The sequence below is a fragment of the Microbispora cellulosiformans genome (genome assembly GCF_008728085.1).
GTDB lineage: Bacteria > Actinomycetota > Actinomycetes > Streptosporangiales > Streptosporangiaceae > Microbispora > Microbispora amethystogenes.
Genome location: NZ_VYTZ01000009.1, coordinates 35893 through 52189, shown reverse-complemented (window position 1 = coordinate 52189; position 16297 = coordinate 35893). Strand labels below are relative to the sequence as shown.

General features: G+C 68.9%; 19 protein-coding genes and 1 pseudogene. 5 read left to right on the top strand and 15 right to left on the bottom strand.

The features are described from left to right. Window positions 1-217: 217 nt before the first annotated feature. Window positions 218-1402 (top strand): alpha/beta hydrolase family protein, encoded by a 1185-nt coding sequence (locus tag F5972_RS24805; protein WP_191910302.1) that lies wholly within the window; start codon window positions 218-220, stop codon window positions 1400-1402. Window positions 1403-1578: 176 nt separating this feature from the next. Further along, a pseudogene (locus F5972_RS39460) lies at window positions 1579-2001 on the top strand (hypothetical protein); the annotation flags it as partial. A 44-nt stretch (window positions 2002-2045) separates the two neighbouring features. Here the strand turns inward: F5972_RS39460 and F5972_RS24795 are convergent. Both F5972_RS24795 and F5972_RS24790 read right to left on the bottom strand, forming a co-directional pair. Next, the gene (locus F5972_RS24795) at window positions 2046-2726 is read right to left on the bottom strand and encodes a histidine kinase (RefSeq protein ID WP_150936424.1); all 681 of its coding nucleotides are present in this window, start codon (window positions 2724-2726) and stop codon (window positions 2046-2048) included. Window positions 2727-2820: 94 nt separating this feature from the next. Then, window positions 2821-3342, bottom strand: coding sequence for an ATP-binding protein (locus F5972_RS24790; RefSeq protein WP_150936422.1), 522 nt, complete (start codon window positions 3340-3342; stop codon window positions 2821-2823). A 118-nt stretch (window positions 3343-3460) separates the two neighbouring features. Between F5972_RS24790 and F5972_RS24785 the strand changes: the two genes are divergently transcribed. Together F5972_RS24785 and F5972_RS24780 are read left to right on the top strand one after the other, a co-directional pair. Continuing rightward, window positions 3461-4099 carry an RNA polymerase sigma factor gene (locus F5972_RS24785; RefSeq protein ID WP_150936420.1) on the top strand — a complete coding sequence of 213 codons (639 nt, stop codon included), beginning with the start codon at window positions 3461-3463 and terminating at the stop codon, window positions 4097-4099. Further along, entirely contained in the window at window positions 4096-5145 is a 1050-nt protein-coding gene (locus F5972_RS24780; RefSeq protein ID WP_150936419.1) for a CU044_5270 family protein, read from the top strand. Before F5972_RS24785 ends, F5972_RS24780 begins: the two co-directional genes overlap by 4 nt. Window positions 5146-5156: 11 nt before the next feature. On the opposite strand, the gene F5972_RS24775 is transcribed toward F5972_RS24780, so the two are convergent. From F5972_RS24775 to F5972_RS24715, 13 genes are all read right to left on the bottom strand, one after another. After that, window positions 5157-6410 carry an MFS transporter gene (locus tag F5972_RS24775; RefSeq protein WP_150936416.1) on the bottom strand — a complete coding sequence of 418 codons (1254 nt, stop codon included), beginning with the start codon at window positions 6408-6410 and terminating at the stop codon, window positions 5157-5159. Between the two features lie 25 nt (window positions 6411-6435). Further along, on the bottom strand, window positions 6436-7659 hold the full coding sequence (locus tag F5972_RS24770) for an ATP-grasp domain-containing protein (protein ID WP_150936414.1): 1224 nt from the start codon (window positions 7657-7659) through the stop codon (window positions 6436-6438). Next, a complete protein-coding gene (locus tag F5972_RS24765) occupies window positions 7656-8207 on the bottom strand; it encodes a cupin domain-containing protein (RefSeq protein WP_150936410.1) in 552 nt (183 codons plus the stop codon). The genes F5972_RS24770 and F5972_RS24765 overlap by 4 nt, the downstream gene beginning before the upstream one ends. Continuing rightward, window positions 8207-9145, bottom strand: a complete 939-nt coding sequence (locus F5972_RS24760; RefSeq protein ID WP_150936408.1) for a hypothetical protein — start codon at window positions 9143-9145, stop codon at window positions 8207-8209. Before F5972_RS24760 ends, F5972_RS24765 begins: the two co-directional genes overlap by 1 nt. A gap of 4 nt (window positions 9146-9149) precedes the next feature. Next, window positions 9150-9605 carry a GNAT family N-acetyltransferase gene (locus F5972_RS24755; RefSeq protein WP_150936406.1) on the bottom strand — a complete coding sequence of 152 codons (456 nt, stop codon included), beginning with the start codon at window positions 9603-9605 and terminating at the stop codon, window positions 9150-9152. Continuing rightward, a complete protein-coding gene (locus tag F5972_RS24750) occupies window positions 9602-10507 on the bottom strand; it encodes a beta-ketoacyl-[acyl-carrier-protein] synthase family protein (protein WP_150936404.1) in 906 nt (301 codons plus the stop codon). Before F5972_RS24750 ends, F5972_RS24755 begins: the two co-directional genes overlap by 4 nt. Continuing rightward, window positions 10508-10786 (bottom strand): hypothetical protein, encoded by a 279-nt coding sequence (locus tag F5972_RS24745; RefSeq protein ID WP_150936401.1) that lies wholly within the window; start codon window positions 10784-10786, stop codon window positions 10508-10510. Further along, entirely contained in the window at window positions 10779-11687 is a 909-nt protein-coding gene (locus F5972_RS24740) for a chlorinating enzyme (protein WP_150936399.1), read from the bottom strand. The genes F5972_RS24745 and F5972_RS24740 overlap by 8 nt, the downstream gene beginning before the upstream one ends. Continuing rightward, the gene (locus F5972_RS24735) at window positions 11684-12607 is read right to left on the bottom strand and encodes an amidohydrolase family protein (RefSeq protein ID WP_150936397.1); all 924 of its coding nucleotides are present in this window, start codon (window positions 12605-12607) and stop codon (window positions 11684-11686) included. Before F5972_RS24735 ends, F5972_RS24740 begins: the two co-directional genes overlap by 4 nt. Beyond that, window positions 12604-12834 carry an acyl carrier protein gene (locus tag F5972_RS24730; protein ID WP_191910301.1) on the bottom strand — a complete coding sequence of 77 codons (231 nt, stop codon included), beginning with the start codon at window positions 12832-12834 and terminating at the stop codon, window positions 12604-12606. Before F5972_RS24730 ends, F5972_RS24735 begins: the two co-directional genes overlap by 4 nt. Continuing rightward, window positions 12831-14333: an AMP-binding protein gene (locus tag F5972_RS24725; RefSeq protein ID WP_150936392.1), complete on the bottom strand. Its 1503-nt coding sequence runs from the start codon at window positions 14331-14333 to the stop codon at window positions 12831-12833. The genes F5972_RS24730 and F5972_RS24725 overlap by 4 nt, the downstream gene beginning before the upstream one ends. Continuing rightward, a complete protein-coding gene (locus tag F5972_RS24720; protein WP_150936390.1) occupies window positions 14323-14562 on the bottom strand; it encodes a hypothetical protein in 240 nt (79 codons plus the stop codon). Before F5972_RS24720 ends, F5972_RS24725 begins: the two co-directional genes overlap by 11 nt. 599 nt (window positions 14563-15161) lie before the next feature. Continuing rightward, the gene (locus F5972_RS24715; protein WP_225311826.1) at window positions 15162-15875 is read right to left on the bottom strand and encodes a LysR family substrate-binding domain-containing protein; all 714 of its coding nucleotides are present in this window, start codon (window positions 15873-15875) and stop codon (window positions 15162-15164) included. Window positions 15876-15929: 54 nt separating this feature from the next. Between F5972_RS24715 and F5972_RS24710 the strand changes: the two genes are divergently transcribed. Next, window positions 15930-16295, top strand: a complete 366-nt coding sequence (locus F5972_RS24710) for a DUF5997 family protein (protein WP_150936386.1) — start codon at window positions 15930-15932, stop codon at window positions 16293-16295. Window positions 16296-16297 lie beyond the last annotated feature (2 nt).

Sequence of the window (16297 nt, the reverse complement as noted above, 5' to 3'; positions counted from 1 at the left end):
CGAGCAAGCCTAGTGATTCCGTACGTGACAGCACAGTGCGATGGTCTCCGCGTCGCGGCGGGGATGGCAGGGCTTAGCGGGGAGTGCCCTCAGTGTCAAGCTCAAGTTGGCCTTGACCTCCCCTCCGGGTGGGCGGGTGCTTCCTTCATTCGTACGAGTGCCAAAATCATCTCCGGTGGGGAGTTTCCGGACAGCGAGCCTCCCTAGCGTGGCCGTTATGAATTGCGCACTGCTCAGAGGGGGCGTGGCCTCAGCCGCGACGGTCGGCCTTCTGCTCACCGGGCCCGCCGTACAGGCCGTGTCAAAGCCCGTCACTGTGGCCCTGCCCCAGCCGACAGGTCCACGCGAGATCGGCACTGTCGCGCTGCACCTGCGTGACGGCTCCAGGGCCGACCCGTGGATCAAGGCACATGACCGGCGTGAGCTGATGATCAGCCTGTGGTACCCCACGCGTCGTCCGGACGGCCACCCCGCCGCACCTTGGCTGCCGCCTGGCGCCGCCGAGGCCTTCTATCGCGACAACAGCCTCTCGCCTGCGGCTGTCAGCCTGCCTTCGACCCATGGCCGCGAAGGGGCCCGTGTGGCGGGCCGAGGGCTGCCCGTCGTACTGTTCTCGCCCGGCAACGGCGCCGACCGTTCCATGAACACCACCACGGTCGAAGAACTGGCCAGCTGGGGCTACATGGTGGTCACGATCGATCATCCGGGCGATGCCGGCGAGGTGGAGTTCCCCGACGGCACGGTCACCGACCGTGTCCTGAAGCCGGTCCCGGTGAGCCGGCTGGACGAGAAGGCCGAAGAGATCAAGGTGCGGGTGGCTGACACGCGCTTCGTGCTGGACCGGCTCAAGGAGCTGAACAAGGGGCGGAACCCCGATGCTGAAGGCCGGAAACTGCCGGAGGGGCTGCATGGCGCGTTCGACCTGAGCAGGGTCGGCATGTTCGGCCATTCCGCGGGAGGCGCGACGGCCGCCGCGACGATGCTGGAGGATCGGCGGGTCAAGGCGGTTCTCAACCTGGACGGACCCGCCCTCGGCAAGGTGGCCGCCAAAGGGTTGGCAAAGCCGTACATGCTCATGGAGGCCGAGATCTTCGACAAGTCCATCCCCGGGCAGAAGGCATTCTGGTCCCGGCTGAAGGGCTGGCGGCTGCACGTGAAGACCAAGGGGGCCAAGCACAATTCCTATACCGACCTGCCGCTGCTGTACGAGCAGGCGGCCCCGGTGATCGGCCTGTCAAAGGAGCAGTTGCGAGCGATAAACGGGACACTGTCGGCGGCGCGTTCCGTGGCCGTCACCCGCGCCTACACCATGGCCTTCTTCGATCTCCATCTACGGCGCAAAGGCGACCTGCTCGACAGACATTCCTCGCGGTTTCCCGAGGTGCAGGTGATCGCCCGTTAGGGTGCCCGGGCTCGTACGGGGTTCGGATCCACAAAGTGGCACCTCGTAAGTAGAGGCCGGCGCAATAAGCATCATCCCCAAAAACGATTGTCGTCGAGCTTTACCCTCCTGGGTTGAGCCGGAGATCCTCCCCACGCCAGAGGCGGCAGCCGTACACGACCGGCATCGTCAATGGGGTGAAACGGACACTCATCATCACCGCCCTGGCCCTCACGCTGGCCGGATGTGGCTCCATCCCACCGCAGCGCCTGACGGTCCCGAAGCCGACGGGCCCGCATCCGCTGGGGACCGTCTCGGTCCATCTGGTCGACCAGTCCCGCCCGGATCCCTGGAGCGGCTCCGGCAGGAAACGGGAGCTGATGGTCAGCCTGTCGTACCCGGCCCGGGACGTGGAGGCCTACCCGGTCGCCCCCTGGATGCCGAAGGCGGCGGCGGATCGGTACTTGAAGATGAACGACCTGGAGCCGGGCTCGGTGCTGCTGGACAGGACCGACGGTCACGAGGGAGCGCCCGTCGACACGAGCCTGGGCAGGATGCCTGTCGTCCTGTACTCGCCGGGCGCCAACGCCTCGCGCGCGTACGGGACCGGCGTCGTCGAGGAGCTGGCCAGCCGGGGGTACGCGGTGGTCACCGTCGATCACCCCTACGACGCGGCGATGGTGATCGACAAGGCCTCGCCCGTCTCCTCGGGGTGCGTGGTGGCGACGTGGTTGGCGATGCCGGCCCGCATGGAAATCAGGCTCATGCTGTGGGCGACGACGTCGTGCACGTCACGAGCCATGCGCAGCCGTTCCGCCGTGGTCGCGACCTGCGCCGACCGTGCGACGGCCTGCGCGGCGTACGCGCGCTGCTCCCGTACGGCGAGCCCGATCGTCCATGCCAGTCCGAGCACCAGCCAGGCGAATCCGCACGCCGACACCGCCTCCATCCACGAGGGCGAGCCGATCGCGGCACCGGCGGCGGTCACCGCCAGCGTGGCCGTCAGCGCCGCTACCACCGTCCGGCGCGCTTCCAGGAGCGCCACCGCGTGCAGCGCGACCGCCAAGGGCACGAACGCCTCCTCCCACCCGGCGAACGGCGCGAACACCGCCGCCACCAGAACCAGCGCCCAGACCAGCACCGGCCACCGGCGCCGCCCTGCCAGCGGCAGGCAGGCCAGCGCGATCATGGGCACAGCCGCATACGGCGGCACTCCGGCGGACTCCGGCGCCAGCACCGCCGCCACCGAGAATCCGGCGGCGAGGGCAACGGCCGCCAACGCGTCGACGGCGACCCAGTGTCCCGGTCGCAGCCTGCGCGTGATCAGGGGACGCCGTTCGGCCATGCGCCCACCCTAGGCGGGGCCGACCAGCAGCCGCCGCTGCGGCCGGGCGATGCAACCGCCTACGGCTTGCACGGTTTCCGCGTGGGGGCGAACCTCAACTTTTGACGGCCTCTGCGATCTGCAGTGCTACCTGGGCGGGCGTCAGGTGCGTGGTGTCGACGACCTCGGCCTCGTCGTGTAGCCACGTGCGGGCCGCCTCGGCGTAGGGCTCGAGGTATCTGAGACGGAAGGGCGAAGGGCCGAGAAGCGTGTCCCCCTCGATGCGCCCGCGAAGGGTGTCCTGGTCGGCGTGGAGGACGAAGTGCCGTACCGGGATGGCATGCCGGGTGAGGCCCGCGCTGATCTCGCGCCAGTACTGCTCGACCAGGACGGTCATGGGCATCACCAGAGTGCCGCCGGCGTAGTCGAGTACGCGGCGGGCGGTCTCGACCACGAGTGGCCGCCACGGCGGCCAGTGCTGGAAGTTGTCGGTCGCCGGCAGCCCCGGCGTGATGTCCATGAGCGTCTCGCCCACCTTCTCGGCGTCGAACACCCGTGAGTCCGGGATCAGTGGCTGCACGAGGGCAGCGGTCGTCGTCTTGCCCGCGCCGTGGGTGCCGTTGAGCCATACGATCACGGAGCCCGATGCTACGCAGCGCTGTGACGGCCGTAGACCGGACGCCGAGAAACAGGCGTGGCGGACCGGTGTGAGATGGATCACTCGAACGGCCGGCGGATGGCGGACAGGACGCTGTGTGGACCATTCACTGCGCCAGAGAGTGCGGCAGGGCGACCGCGCCGCTTTCGGTGAGCTGTTCGACCGGGAAGCCCAGGCCGTCTATCGGCACGCCCTGCGGTTGTCGGGGAACCCGCAGGTCGCCGAGGAGGTGGTCTCGGTGACGTTCCTGGAGGCCTGGCAGGGGCGTCACCGGCTGCTTCCCGAAGGGGACAGCCTGCTGCCCTGGCTGCTGGGGATCGCCGGCAATGTCCACCGCAACGTGGCCCGCTCCGCCCGGCGGCACCGCGAGGCGCTGGCCAGGCTGCCTCCGCGAGAGGTCGTAAGCGACTTCTCCGACGAGACGGTCGATCGGATGGGCGACGCCGAGAAACTGCATGCCGTACGGGCGGCCCTGGCGAGGCTGCGCCGGGTCGACCGTGAGGTGTTCACGCTGTGTGTCTGGGCCGGGCTGAGCCATGCCGCCGCGGCCGAGGCGCTGGGCATTCCGGAGGGCACGGTGCGCTCTCGCCTGTCCCGCGCGCGTACCCGCCTCGCGAAGCTGACCGACGAGGAACTGAGAAAGATGCGTGCGAAACCCGAACGGCCCCTGCCCGGCGGACAGCACCTGGTGAGCCGTCTCCAGACGGCCCGGTCGACACAGGAGACGATCCGATGAACGCGCACCAGCACCGCGGCACCGATCAGCCGGCGGACCGGAGGGACCAGCTCCCGGTGCCCGCGACTTCGAATCTCGACGCCGACCGTCTCCGGATCCTCAGGGAGCACTTCATGGCCGAGATCGCCAACGACGAGCACAGGACCTCCCGCACCCGGCGTGCGTTCCGTACGCGACCCCGGCCCCTCCTGGCGGGGCTGGCGGGCGCGGCGGCGCTGGCCGTCGGTGCGGCCGTGCTCCTGGCGGGAGCCGGGCCGGCGGCGACCCCGGAGCCCGGACGGCGGCCCGCCGGCACGTCGGTGGCGGCGAGCCGGCTGGCCGTGGTGCCGCTGGGCACGGCCAGCTCCGACGACGTGAGCGGGCAGCTGGAACGCATCTCGCTGGTCGCGGCCAGGTCCTCGGCGGAGGGGGGCCGGTACTCCTACCGCAGGACCCTGTACGCCTTCGCCGTCCCGGTGCGGGAGCAGACCATGCCGGGTGAGGGCCCGATGGAGATGCAGCCCATGGTCAGGCGAGAGATCTGGGTCGAGCAGCGACGGTTCAACGGCAAGGGGCTGATCATCGACAACGGCCGGCAGGAGGAGTACGACCAGGGCGACGTGGAGTATCGCCACCGGTACGAGGAACTCGCCAAGCTGCCGACAAACCCGGACGACCTGCTGAAGGCGATCTACGCCGATCCCGAGACGAAGGAGGGTGACGGCACGACCAGGCAGCAGCGGGCGTTCGACACCATCGGCACACTGCTTGAGCAGGAGGTGCTGCCGCCCGCGCTCGGCGCGGCACTGTACCGGGCGGTGGCGAGGATCCCCGGCGTGACGATCGTGGACAGGTCCCAGGACGCCGCGGGTCGCGAGGGGATCGCCGTGGCCCGGGAGGACAAGGGCGCACGCACCGAGTGGATCTTCGACCGGACGACGCTGGAGTACCTGGGCCGGCGCAAGGTGCAGACCGAGGACACGCGGTGGCTGAAGAAGGGCATGCTGCTCGCCACCACGGCGGTCCTCGAGCGTGCCATGGTGGACACGCTCGGCGCGCGTCCGTAGCCGGTCGGACGCTAGGGCAGGACGGGCTCGCGGACGCCTGCGCGCATGCCGAGGTAGGCGAGGAGGCCAAGGGCCGCGCACATCACCCAGACAGCGCCGCCCACGTGCTCGAACAGGGCCGTGCCGATGGTGGGGCCGATGGCCCAGCCCGCCGCTTGGCAGGTCGAGAGTGCGCCTATGTAGCGGCTGCGGATGGTGGGGGTCGGCGCGGCCAGGGCCGGGTAGGCGCCGATGCTGGGAGCGCTGATGATCTCTCCCAGGGTCCAGACGACGGCTCCCAGGACGAAGATCCATGGGCCGAAGGGGAGGCCGAACAGGCTCAGGCCTACGCCCAGGAGGAGGCAGCCGGTGGCGACGGTGGTTCGCATGGGGAAGCGCTGGACGAAGGGGGTCAGGGGGAGTTCCACGAGGATGACCAACGCGCCGTTGATCGCTACCAGTGCGCCGTAGAGGACGGTGGGGTAGCCGCGTTGCTGCACTTCGAGCGGGAGCGTCGAGTGGTACTGCGCCTCGGCGACGGCCGTGATGAACATGCCGGCGAGGAACAGCAGGTAGCGTCGGTCCCCCAGCAGGTCCTTGTAACGCGCGGTGCCCTCGGGGGCCGGGGCCTCGGCGGCTCGGTTCCCGGTGGTGGTGTGGTCGCTCACGCGGTCAGCGGTCGCGGCCGGGATGACCAGCAGGACGACCACGGCGAAGAGCAGGTCCACCAATGCGTTGACGAGGAAAACGACCTGGTAGGAGAACGCGGCGGCCAGCCATACGCCCAGCAGGGGGCCGACGGCGGCGCCGAGGTTGAGGCCGAAACGGCCCGCGGCCGAGGTCGTGACGAGGCGTCGCGGCGGGGTCAGGTCGGCGAGCATCGTCATGGCGGCGGGGCGGTACATCTGGCCGAAGGCGCCTGCGGCGAAGCTCACGGCCAGCAGCAGGACGAGCGATGTCACGAGGGTCAGGGCCGCGATGGCGAGGCTGGACGACAGCATCGCCCAGATGATCACGGTTCGTGCGCCGTACTTTCCGGTGGCGCTGCCGCCGGCGAACGTTCCCACGATCGAGCCCACGCCGAAACCGGTGACGATCAGGCCCGCCTGCCCGGGGCTGTAGCCGAGGCCCGTGAGGTACAGGATCAGGAAGAGCGCGACGAAGCTTCCCGCGCGGTTCAGCGCGATGCCGAACAACAGGACGACGGCCGATCGCGGCAGTTCGCGCAGCGTGCGGATCACCCCCGCAGGGGCTTCGGCGGCGGGTGTCTGCGGCGGGTTGGTCATGGGGGACTCCACGTGCGCGGCTTGGTCATGCGGGGCTCCACGTGCAGCGCAGTGCCGCCAGGGACTGGTCCAGTGCGGCGGAGACCTCCTCGCGGGTGGACGCGGTGGCGGTGGCGAAGGCGACGCGGGCTTCCATGAGGTCCTTGTTCGGCAGTTGGACGACCTCGCCCGGGCCGACCAGGGGAACGGCGAGGTCCGTCTCCGGGGGGAGAGCCGCCTCGTCGAAGGCGATCCGCTCTACGCGGGTCTCGGGCCACGGGGGGTAGGCGAACCTGATTCCGGCGCATGACGTGCGTACCGGTGTCAGGTCGGGGTCGGCACCGCAGGACACGGCGGCGAGGGCCAGGCCGGGGGCCACGCCGGAGGCGTTGCCGCACAGGTAGGAGATGAGGTCGCCGCCCAGCCGGCCGTTGATCTCGATGAGTTTCGGGCCGTCGCCGGTGAGTTTGAGTTCGGTGTGCGTGGCGCCGGTCGAGTAGCCGATGGCGGTGTGGACCTGGGTGAGGAACCCGATGATCGCGGGGTCTGCCAGTAGCGGGTCGGCGGCCCGTGTCCAGTGGCCGGTCTCCTCGAAGTACGGCGCGTAACCCATCTCCTTGTGCGAGACGAAGATCGGCATGACCTGGCCGTTCCGCACGACCGAGTCGACGGCGATCTCCTCGCCGGTGAGGTACTCCTCGATCAGGACGGAGCGGTCCGGGGAGCGCAGGCCGGCGGCCGGGAGGCGGTGCGCGGAGGGGAAGTGACCGGCTAGTTCCCCGGCGTCGTGAATGAGCGCGACGGCTTGGCTCGCGACGCCGCCTCTCGGCTTGACGACGATGGGATAGCCGAACTTGTCGGCCACGGCGCGCGCCTCGGTGAGGTCGCCCACCAGGACGGATTGGGGCTGAGGGACGCCGCGTGCGGCGAGGGCCGAGCGGGTGAGGTGCTTGTCGCGGCAGGCGCGTGCGGCGTCGGGACCGGGGCCCGGCAGGCCCGCGGCGGCCGCGGCGAGCGCGGTGTCGACGACGTGGTCCTCGGCCCACGTCATGACGCCGTCTACGCCGCCTTCTGCGACGATCTCCTGGACGGCGGCCGCGATGCCGTCCGGTGTCATGCCGGGCACGACGCTGACGCCGGTGACGTACGGCGTCTCCCATTCGGCCGGTCTGCCGATGACGATGTGGACGTCGTGGCGCTCACCGATGCCGCGCAGCATGAACTCGCGGTACAGGCGGGGCCCTGTCCCGACGACGACCAGCCTCGTCATGTCGGCCGCTCGGCGCCGATGCCGACGAACGCCATCAGTGCCGGGGTCTCGGAGCGGTTGTGCCAGGCGTGCGGGGTCCCCTGCTGGACGACGCAGGCACCGGGGGTGAGCCGCACCTCGTCACCGGAGTCGAGTTCGAGCCACAGCTCGCCTTCGAGGCATATGCCGTAGTCGAGGGTGTCGGTGGTGTGCATCCCCGAGGTGTCGCCGGGTTCGAAGACGTCCATCAGGCCGGGGAGGCGTTCCTGGACCTCCGCGTCGATCTCGGCCTGGTCGTCGGGGGACGGTGGTCCGGTGAGCGCGGACGCGGGCGGGAAGCGCACGAGCAGGAGCCGCGTGCCGCCGGCTCCGGCGAAGAACGGCAGCGTGATCGGGCCGGGGGCCTTCGGGCCGACGGTCGCGCCGCCGTCGGGGCTGCCCCACAGCAGGTACATCTCCTGGCCGGGGAACGCGCGTGCCGTGATCGGCGGGACGGGCGTGTCGCGTACGACGACCGCTTCGCCGTCTGCGCCGTAGCCGGTCACGACCAGGCGTGGATCGATCGGCATCAGAGTCCTCCCAGCCCGCGCAGCCGCTTCAGCGTGTCCTCCTCGGCCGTGCGGAGTTCCGCGCACGCGGCGGCCACGCGGGACGCGTCCACCCGGCCGATCGCCTTGCCGATCATCAGCTGGTTCCTGATGTCCCTGCACCGGCCGACGAGGTCGGCGAGCGCCGGATCGGCGTCCGCGTACGCCGGTTGCCTCTTCGCGAACTCCCGCAGGCAGGCCCGTGACCCCTCGTACACCGAGAAGGCGTCGTACAGCAGGGCGATGGTGCGCGCCGGGCTGATCCACGGTGTCCCCAGCAGGTCCGCGACCCCGTCGAGCAGGGCGTAGGTGTCGTCGTAGGTCCGCAGGACCTCGGTGAACGCCGCCGACGACCCGGCCGTCGCGGCGGCGGCGTCGTACGGGCCGACGGGGAACCAGCTGACGTGCCGCAGTTTGCCGTTGTCGAACGCCGCGGCGACGACGTCCTCGGGATAGGCGTACCGGCACAGCACACTGGCCTGGTTGTCGTCGAGGATCGACCAGAGGCCGTCGGCGTGGGAGGTGAGGGTGATCGTGTGGACGACGTGCTCGCCGCGGTACTCGGGAGTGTGCGGGAGGTAGTAGACGTCGATGAACAGGATCACGTATCCGGTGCGCTCGACGGTGTCGAAGACGAGCTCGCGTGCCTGCGCGTAGGTGTCGAACGGCACGTACTCACGGGTGATCCCGACGCGTGCGAGTGCTGCGGGGTCGAGCAGGTCGCTCTGGAAGTCGTACTTCGGCCGGCCGAGGCGGATGACCTGGTCGGCGATGTCGTCGCCGGCGACCAGGCAGTTGTAGAAGGCCAGCGGCAGGTCGGGGACGCGCTCGGCGAGCATGACCATGGCCTGCCGCTGGTAGCAGTTGAGGAACGACCGGTCGTACAACTGCTGGTCGTAGTCGTGGACGACGTCCTTCATGTCGTCAGACCGTCCGGGTCATGAAGTAGCTGTGCGGGTCGGGGCCGTAGCCGTCGAACGGGCCGCAGGCTTCGAAGCCGAACTTCTCGTACAGTTTCCTGGCCTGCTCGAAGGGCTCGGTCGCGCCGGTCTCCAGGCTGAGCCGTTCGATGCCCATCGCCTTGGCCTCCGCCAGTATGTGGGTGAGGAGCAGGCTCGCGATGCCGTCGCGCCGGCGCTCGCGGGCGGTGCGCATGGATTTGATCTCGGCGTGCGTGTCGTCGATGCGCTTGATCGCGCCGCAGCCGACGAGCTGGTCGCCGTCGTACACCGACCAGAACGTGACCTCCGGGACCCGGAGCCTGTCGAGGTCGAGTGCGTACACGCTCTCGGAGGGGGTGATGGCGTGCATCTCCCGCAGGTGGTCCTCCAGGAACGCGGCGATCTCCGGGCTGCGGAGATCGTCGAGCACGATCTTCATGTACCTGCCTCCAGTAGTGCGCACGCGAAGAAGCCCGGCGCGGAGGCCTGCGCGAGGTAGAGAGCTCCTGGCTCCAGGCCGGTCTTGTCGTGGTAGTCCGTCAGATTGATCAGCCAGTCGGCGTTGCCGCAGTGGCCGTACCGAGTCATCGGCTCCTGGAAATGGAGCTTCTCGCGGGCCTGTCCGGCGGCCATCGCGTTGAAGGTCGCGATGGGTGCGAACAGGCTCGAAGTGAAGATCTTCGCGACGTCCTCCGGCGTGCGTCCGGCCTGGCCGAACGCCTGGCCGAGCGCGGCCCGCGCCACCGACTGCCGGGTCGCGAACGTGTCCTCCCCGACCATGCCGGAGAAGTCGGTGGCGACACCGGTCCCCACGAGCGTGAGGCCGGCGTGGTCACGGCTGATGAGGCAGCCGGCCACGGCGTCACCGAAGACCGCGAAGGACCTCACCCGGTCGCGGTCGTCCGGTGTGAAGTCCAGCGCCACCAGTACGACGTTGCGCGCGCCCGCGACGGCCAGGCCCCAGGCGTACCGCAGAGCCTCGATGGAGCTGCAGCACTGCTGGAGCGACACGATCGTGGGAACGCACGCGGTGAGCCCGGCGGCGCGCATGACGTCGACGGCGACGTCCCTGCCGAGCAGGCCGAGCACGCCGTCCGAGGTCGCGAGCACAAGCCGGTCCACCTCGGCCGCGCGGACGCCGTGCCCGCTCAGCACCTTCGCCACACAGTCCACGATGTAGGGGGTCACCGGCCCGGTCATCTTCCGGTACGTGCCTGTCCCCATCGCGGCGAACGCGGTGTCCGGCGACACCGCGTGCCACAGGTCCTCGAATCCGGGGATGTCCTCAGGACGGCCTTCGGCGTGACCGGTGACCCAGGTGAAGGACCCGATGGCCGCCACTCAGACCTCGACCGGCGCGCCGGCGTCGATCTCCTCGATCACCGACAGGATGCCTTCGACCTCGTCGAGCATCGGCACCCACTCGGGACGCAGCGCGATCTTCCCGCCGGCCTTCTCCTCGATGTAGTTGTTGACGAGGATGAGGATGTTGAGCGAGCTGATGCCCAGTTCGGCGCGTGACGTGCTCTGCGCGACCTCCTCGTAGGTGAGGTCCGGCGCCATCGGCTGCGTGCCGAGGAAGTCGACGAAGTTCCTCAGCCGGTCGTCGATCTCAGGCATTGGCCACCCGCCTGAACTCGTAGCCGTTGAGGTTCTCGGTGTAGATCCGGTTGTAGCCGTACCTGTCCTCGCCGGAGACCAGGACGCAGCCGTGGTAGTCGAGGCTGATCTCGTCGCCGAACTCGACCAGCTTGTCCACGTGCTCGTACACCTTGGTCTGCGGGATCACGTACCTGGACGCGTAGCCGAGGCGGGTCTGGTCGCTGATGTTCGGCAGGGACCCGTGGACGCATTTCTCGACGAACAGGACGAACTGGCCGGGTTCCATCTCCATGTCGACGACGTCGTCCTTCTCCGGGTCCCAGCTCGGGTCGATCTGGAGCTCGGAGTAGTCGTAGCCGAAGAAGTCGGTCTTGCGCTCCGGGCTCTTGGTGAGTCGTTTGGTCTCGTCGTAGAACCAGCGCTTCTGACTGCCGCGGATGAAGCGCAGGCAGCCGTTCTCGCGCTTGGCCGGGGAGAAGGCGGTCCAGACGCTGACGTCCTGGAGGACCGTGTCGTCGTCGCGGCTGTAGGCGAAGTTCAACGAGGGCGTGGCGGCGGTCGTGGTCTCGCCGACGATGTACTTCTCGACCTGGTGCCAGCCGGTGCCGGCGTCACCCGGCTGCTTCTGGAAGATGTTGGACTTCCAGCAGATGATGTCGTCGCCGAGGAGTGAACGCAGCTTGTTCACGATCTCAGGCCGTGAGATGTGCTCGGAGAGCGTGTCGCAGTCCAGGTGCCGGTCGTAGTTGATGATCGTCGAGTTGTGCGGCTTGTTCTTCGACAGCGCCATCTCGATCATGGCCTTGCTCCAGATCTTCTGAGCCTCGCCGGGCTCGTACAGATCGAAGGGGCCGACGTAGCCGTTGTCCTTGAAGAACTGGACCTGCTCGGCGGTGAGACCGTCGGTCAACGATGTCATTTGCCCGTGCCCTTCTTGTCGAGAAGCCGTTGTGCGTTTTTCCACATGAACAGGTCGCGGTCGGCCTGGGTCATCTCGGCCGGGAAGGCTCCTTCGGCTGTGAGTCGTTCCACGAAGCTGGTCTGCTTGCCCTGCAACCGGAAGATCGGCCAGTCGGTTCCGAACAGCACCTTGTGGTTGATGTTGCGGCGGAAGAACCGGTTGAGCCCGGCCACCCCGTCGGGGGCCTCGTAACCGCTGGCGTCGATGTAGACGTTCGGCCGGTTGTTGCAGAGCATCGCGCACTCGTCGGGGTAGTGGACACTGCCGTGCGCGAGCACGAAGTCCACGCCGGGGAAGTCCCGCGCGGGCCGGTCCACGTAGATCGGCAGCGCGATCTCGAAGTCGAGGGCCGGGGAGGTCGCGCCGATGTGCGACAGCACCGGCAGCCGGTGCTGCGCGCAGATCTCGTAGAACGGGTAGAGCGCCTTGTCGTCGAGGCGGTAGCCGCACGGCGGGTAGAGCTTCATCCCGTCGAAGCCGTACTCGACGATGGCCCGTTCGAAGAGCGCGATCCCGTCGGCTCCCCACCGCGGGTCGACGCCGACCAGGACGCGGAAGCGGCCGGGGTGCCGGTCGGTCACCACCTTGTGGTGGTCGACGATCTCCTCGATGGTGTGCGTGCCGTCCTTCAGCGCGTAGGTGAAGTCCGGCATCAGCAGCACGGCCTCGTCGATCCCTGCCTCGTCCATCTCCTTGACGAGCTGGTCGCACAGCGGATCCTGGAGGGTCGCGTCGTGCATGCGGCGCAGGTGTTCCTTGCGCGCCGGCAGTCCGCGCGCGTGCATGGCCGCGGCCATGTTGTCGATGACCCCGTCGCGGAACGACGGCGGGAAGCACATCTCGGCCGCGACGTGGCAGTGAAAGTCAATGATCTTCATGAGGCCGCCTTCAGGCAGATGCCGACGATCTCGTGCACGTATTCGGCCTCGGTGAACTCCATGATGTGGCTCATGGTGTCGATGCCGGTCTGTTCCTCAAGGACGAACACGATGCTCATGAGCCCGATCGAGTCGACGCCGAGGTCGTTCCTGAGGCTCATGTGCGGTGCGACGTCCTTTCCCGGCAGGACACCGGCGATGATCCGGCAGATCTCGTCCTCGGTCACCTGTCTCCACTCGTCCAGACGGTGCGCCTGACCGCGCTACGGTCGATCTTGAAGTTCCTGGTCAGCAGGCCGCTCTCAACGGTGAGCTCCTCCGCCGGGCGGACGAGAGTCGTCGCGATGCGGTGCGACGGCTCGTGGTCCGCGTTCATCCGTGTGATGTGCGCCTCGACCTCGGCCGCCTTGCCCGGGTCGTCCAGCCAGACGACGCAGGCGAGCAGCGCGGCGCCGTCCGGCAGGGCCACCATGGCGCGGACGCCGGGAAAGGCGCGTTCGATGCCGGCCTCAAGCTCGGCCGGATTGATCTTCACACCGCTCCGGGTGATGATCACGTTGTTCTTGCGGCCGGCGAGCCGCAGGAAGCCGTCCTCAAGGACCCCGAGGTCGCCGGTGACGATCCTGCCGTCGGGACGGAAGACGGCGTCCTGCGTCTCGACGCCCTCGTACACGTACCCGGCGACCTGCGGCCGTTCGGCGCGCACGACGACCTCGCCGCCGTCGCCGAGTTCGACGGTGACGCCGTCCACGGGCCGTCCCGCCGTGCCGGCTCTGGCCGCACCGGGCACGTTCATGGCGATCCAGCCGATCTCGGTGCTGCCGTAGATCTCGTACAGCGGCGCCCCGAGCTCCTGGAACAGGGCGACCATGGCCGGTGGCACCGGCGCGGACCCGGTGTACATGAGCCGCACCCGCGACCCGTACATCGACAGCCATCCGCGGCCCTTGTCCATGCGCTCGGCCGGGTCGGCGGCCATGACCCGGTTGTAGAGCACCTCGAAGAAGGACGGCGGGCCGAGGATGATCGTGGGTTCCACGACCTTGAGCGCCTGGAACATGATCTCCGGCGGTACGACGGTGGCCGCGCAGCCCGTCGAGATCGCGAGGTAGGTGAGGTAGCGCTGCTGGAAGTTCGAGTACGGCATCACGATCAAGATGTCGTCGTCCGTCGTGACCCGCCACGCGCGGGCCGACAGCTCGACGGTGTTGGCGATGCCGTCGTCGGTGAGCATCAGGCCCTTCTGCGTCCCGGCGGTCCCCGAGGAGAACGCGATCGTGCGCACTCCAGGCGGCAGCGCCGGAACGTCGTCGTGCCGGGCCGGGCCGAGCTTGACCGGCCGTTCGGACAGGACCGCGGTGGCCGCCGGCAGGCCGGCCTCGCCGGGGAGCGGCCGGGTCACCAGCAGCGCGGCCAGACGGAAACGCTCGACGAACGCGCCGATGTCCGCCGATTCGTGACGGTTCTCCGCGGGGATGGCGACGGGGACGCAGCCGAGCGCGAGCAGCGCGAGGTCGGCGAGAATCCACTCGTAGGAGTTCGGGCCGAACACGCCGACGAGGTCACCCGGGCCGAGGCCGCTGTCGCGCAGCTCGTCCATCAGCCGGACGGCGTCGTCGTGGATCTCGCCGTACGTCTTGACCAGCGTGGTCCTGTCGCGCGCCACGAACCGCATCCGCTGCGCGGGATGCTCGGCGAGCTTGTCCACCAAGGAGTCAACGAACACGGATGTGTTCCTGGACGAACTCGACGGGCCTCATGGACGCGAGGCGTAGCTCCTCGAGCCCGGCGATCGCCACGTCCGGCTCCGCGACGAGAACGGGACCATCGAGCGCGCCGGCCTTGTCGACAACCCGATAGATGCGCTCGAATTCGTTATCCGAAATACGGCCTGTGACATCGATTCCGCGGACTTCAGTGCCAATGTTTTCCGTAATGGGAATCAACTCGGGCAAAGCTGAACCTCGCATAGAAACCGTAGCGGCAACGGCCGGAGCATACGACACCGTCACAGCGGCACGCAAGATAGCGAGAAACTTTCACCAACCGATATCGGCCGCGCAACCGGCCGCGTTTAGTGTGGCGCCGAAACCCGCTCATCGATACTGACCAGGCGGTTTACATGTTACGAACTTCTCACTTCTATACGAGCGGCGAATTGCAATCGCGATCGGCCCAGCGATCGAAACGCCCCTTTGCCGGCCACCGGCCGCGTGTTACACTCCTGCCGCGTGTCCAATGGCTGAGAAACGTAAAAGCGAGTATGCGTCGCGCCCGTACCAGGACGATCGGATCCCGCCCTGTCGATGTCGGCTGAATCGCGGAGTGACCGCTGTTGCGGCTTCCCGAGATCGTCGCGAATCACGGCACACCGTTCCGCATTCACCACGCACGCGGAATCGCGCCCACACACAAGGCGCCGGCCCGCGCGTTCGGTTGAATACCTACCGGCAGTATTCTGCGGTGAACGCCTTACCCCCCGAATACAGGACGGCGCGCGACACCGGCGCGCTGATGCGGCATCGGCGGCACAGGCGTCTCCGGTCGCGCGGGTTCAGCGGGGGCGGTGGCCCTTTCTGCCCCGGCCGGTTTGCGCGCTCCGGCGGCCCGATCCGCCCGGAGCGGGATTCCGTGGCTGCTTCCGCGCCTTCTCCTGAGCGGGCGCGGGGGCACGGCCCCGCGAACTGTTCGCCGTACGCCCCCGGACGATGCCGATGAAGTCCTCCACCAGCTCGGTCGTCGCCTCCGTGGGCCAGGCCAGCGCGACCTGCGACTGCGGCGTCTCCACGACCGGCCGGTAGGTCAGGTCCTTGCGGTGGTACAGGCGCGCCAGCGACTGCGGCACCAGCAGCAGCCCGGTCCCCGCCGCCACCAGCTCGATCGCCTGCGCCGTCGTGTCCGGACGCGTGAGCGCCGGCCGCCCCGGCAGGGCCGTCCACTCCAGGGTGTCGTCCATCGGATGGAACACCTCGTCGTCGGCGAGGTCGGCGACGGTGACCTCGTCGGCGGCGGCCACCGCATGATCCTTCGGCACCACGACCATGGTGGTCTCGACGTAGAGAGGGATCACGCTGAGCCCTTCACGGTCCACGGGCAGCCGTACGAACCCGGCATCGGCGCCGCCGTCGTGCAGGAGCTTCACCACCTCGGCGGCGGCGACGGAGACCAGGGTGAGCGGCACGTCGGGCACCCGCTCGGCCCAGACGCCGACCCATTTGGCGGGCGTCACCCCGGGCACGTACGCCAGCCGGAACTCCCTGTCGGTCACCTCCCCAGCGTACCGATGCCAGGGAAAGCGGCTCCGCGTCATACCCTTGACACCATGACCAAGCTCAAGGCCACTCAGACGATGAAGCCCGCGACCGCGGCCAAGAAGCTGGGTGTGCTCCTCTCGGCCACTCCCGCCGAGTTCCAGGAGGGAGTCGTCTCCAGGGACGAGCTGAACGCGCTGCAGGCCGACCCGCCGGCCTGGCTGGCCGACCTGCGGCGCAACGGGCCGCACCCCCGGCAGGTCGTCGCCGTGAAGCTGGGCGTCTCCAACTCGGGCCTGGCCAGGGGCGGCATCACCGGGCCGCTCACCACCGCCGAGATCGACGCCATCAAGGCGGAGAACCCCGAGTGGCTGCAGCGCGAGCGCGAGATTCAGGCCGAGGTGCGCAAGGAGGCGCAGCGCCTCAAGCAACGCTAGTC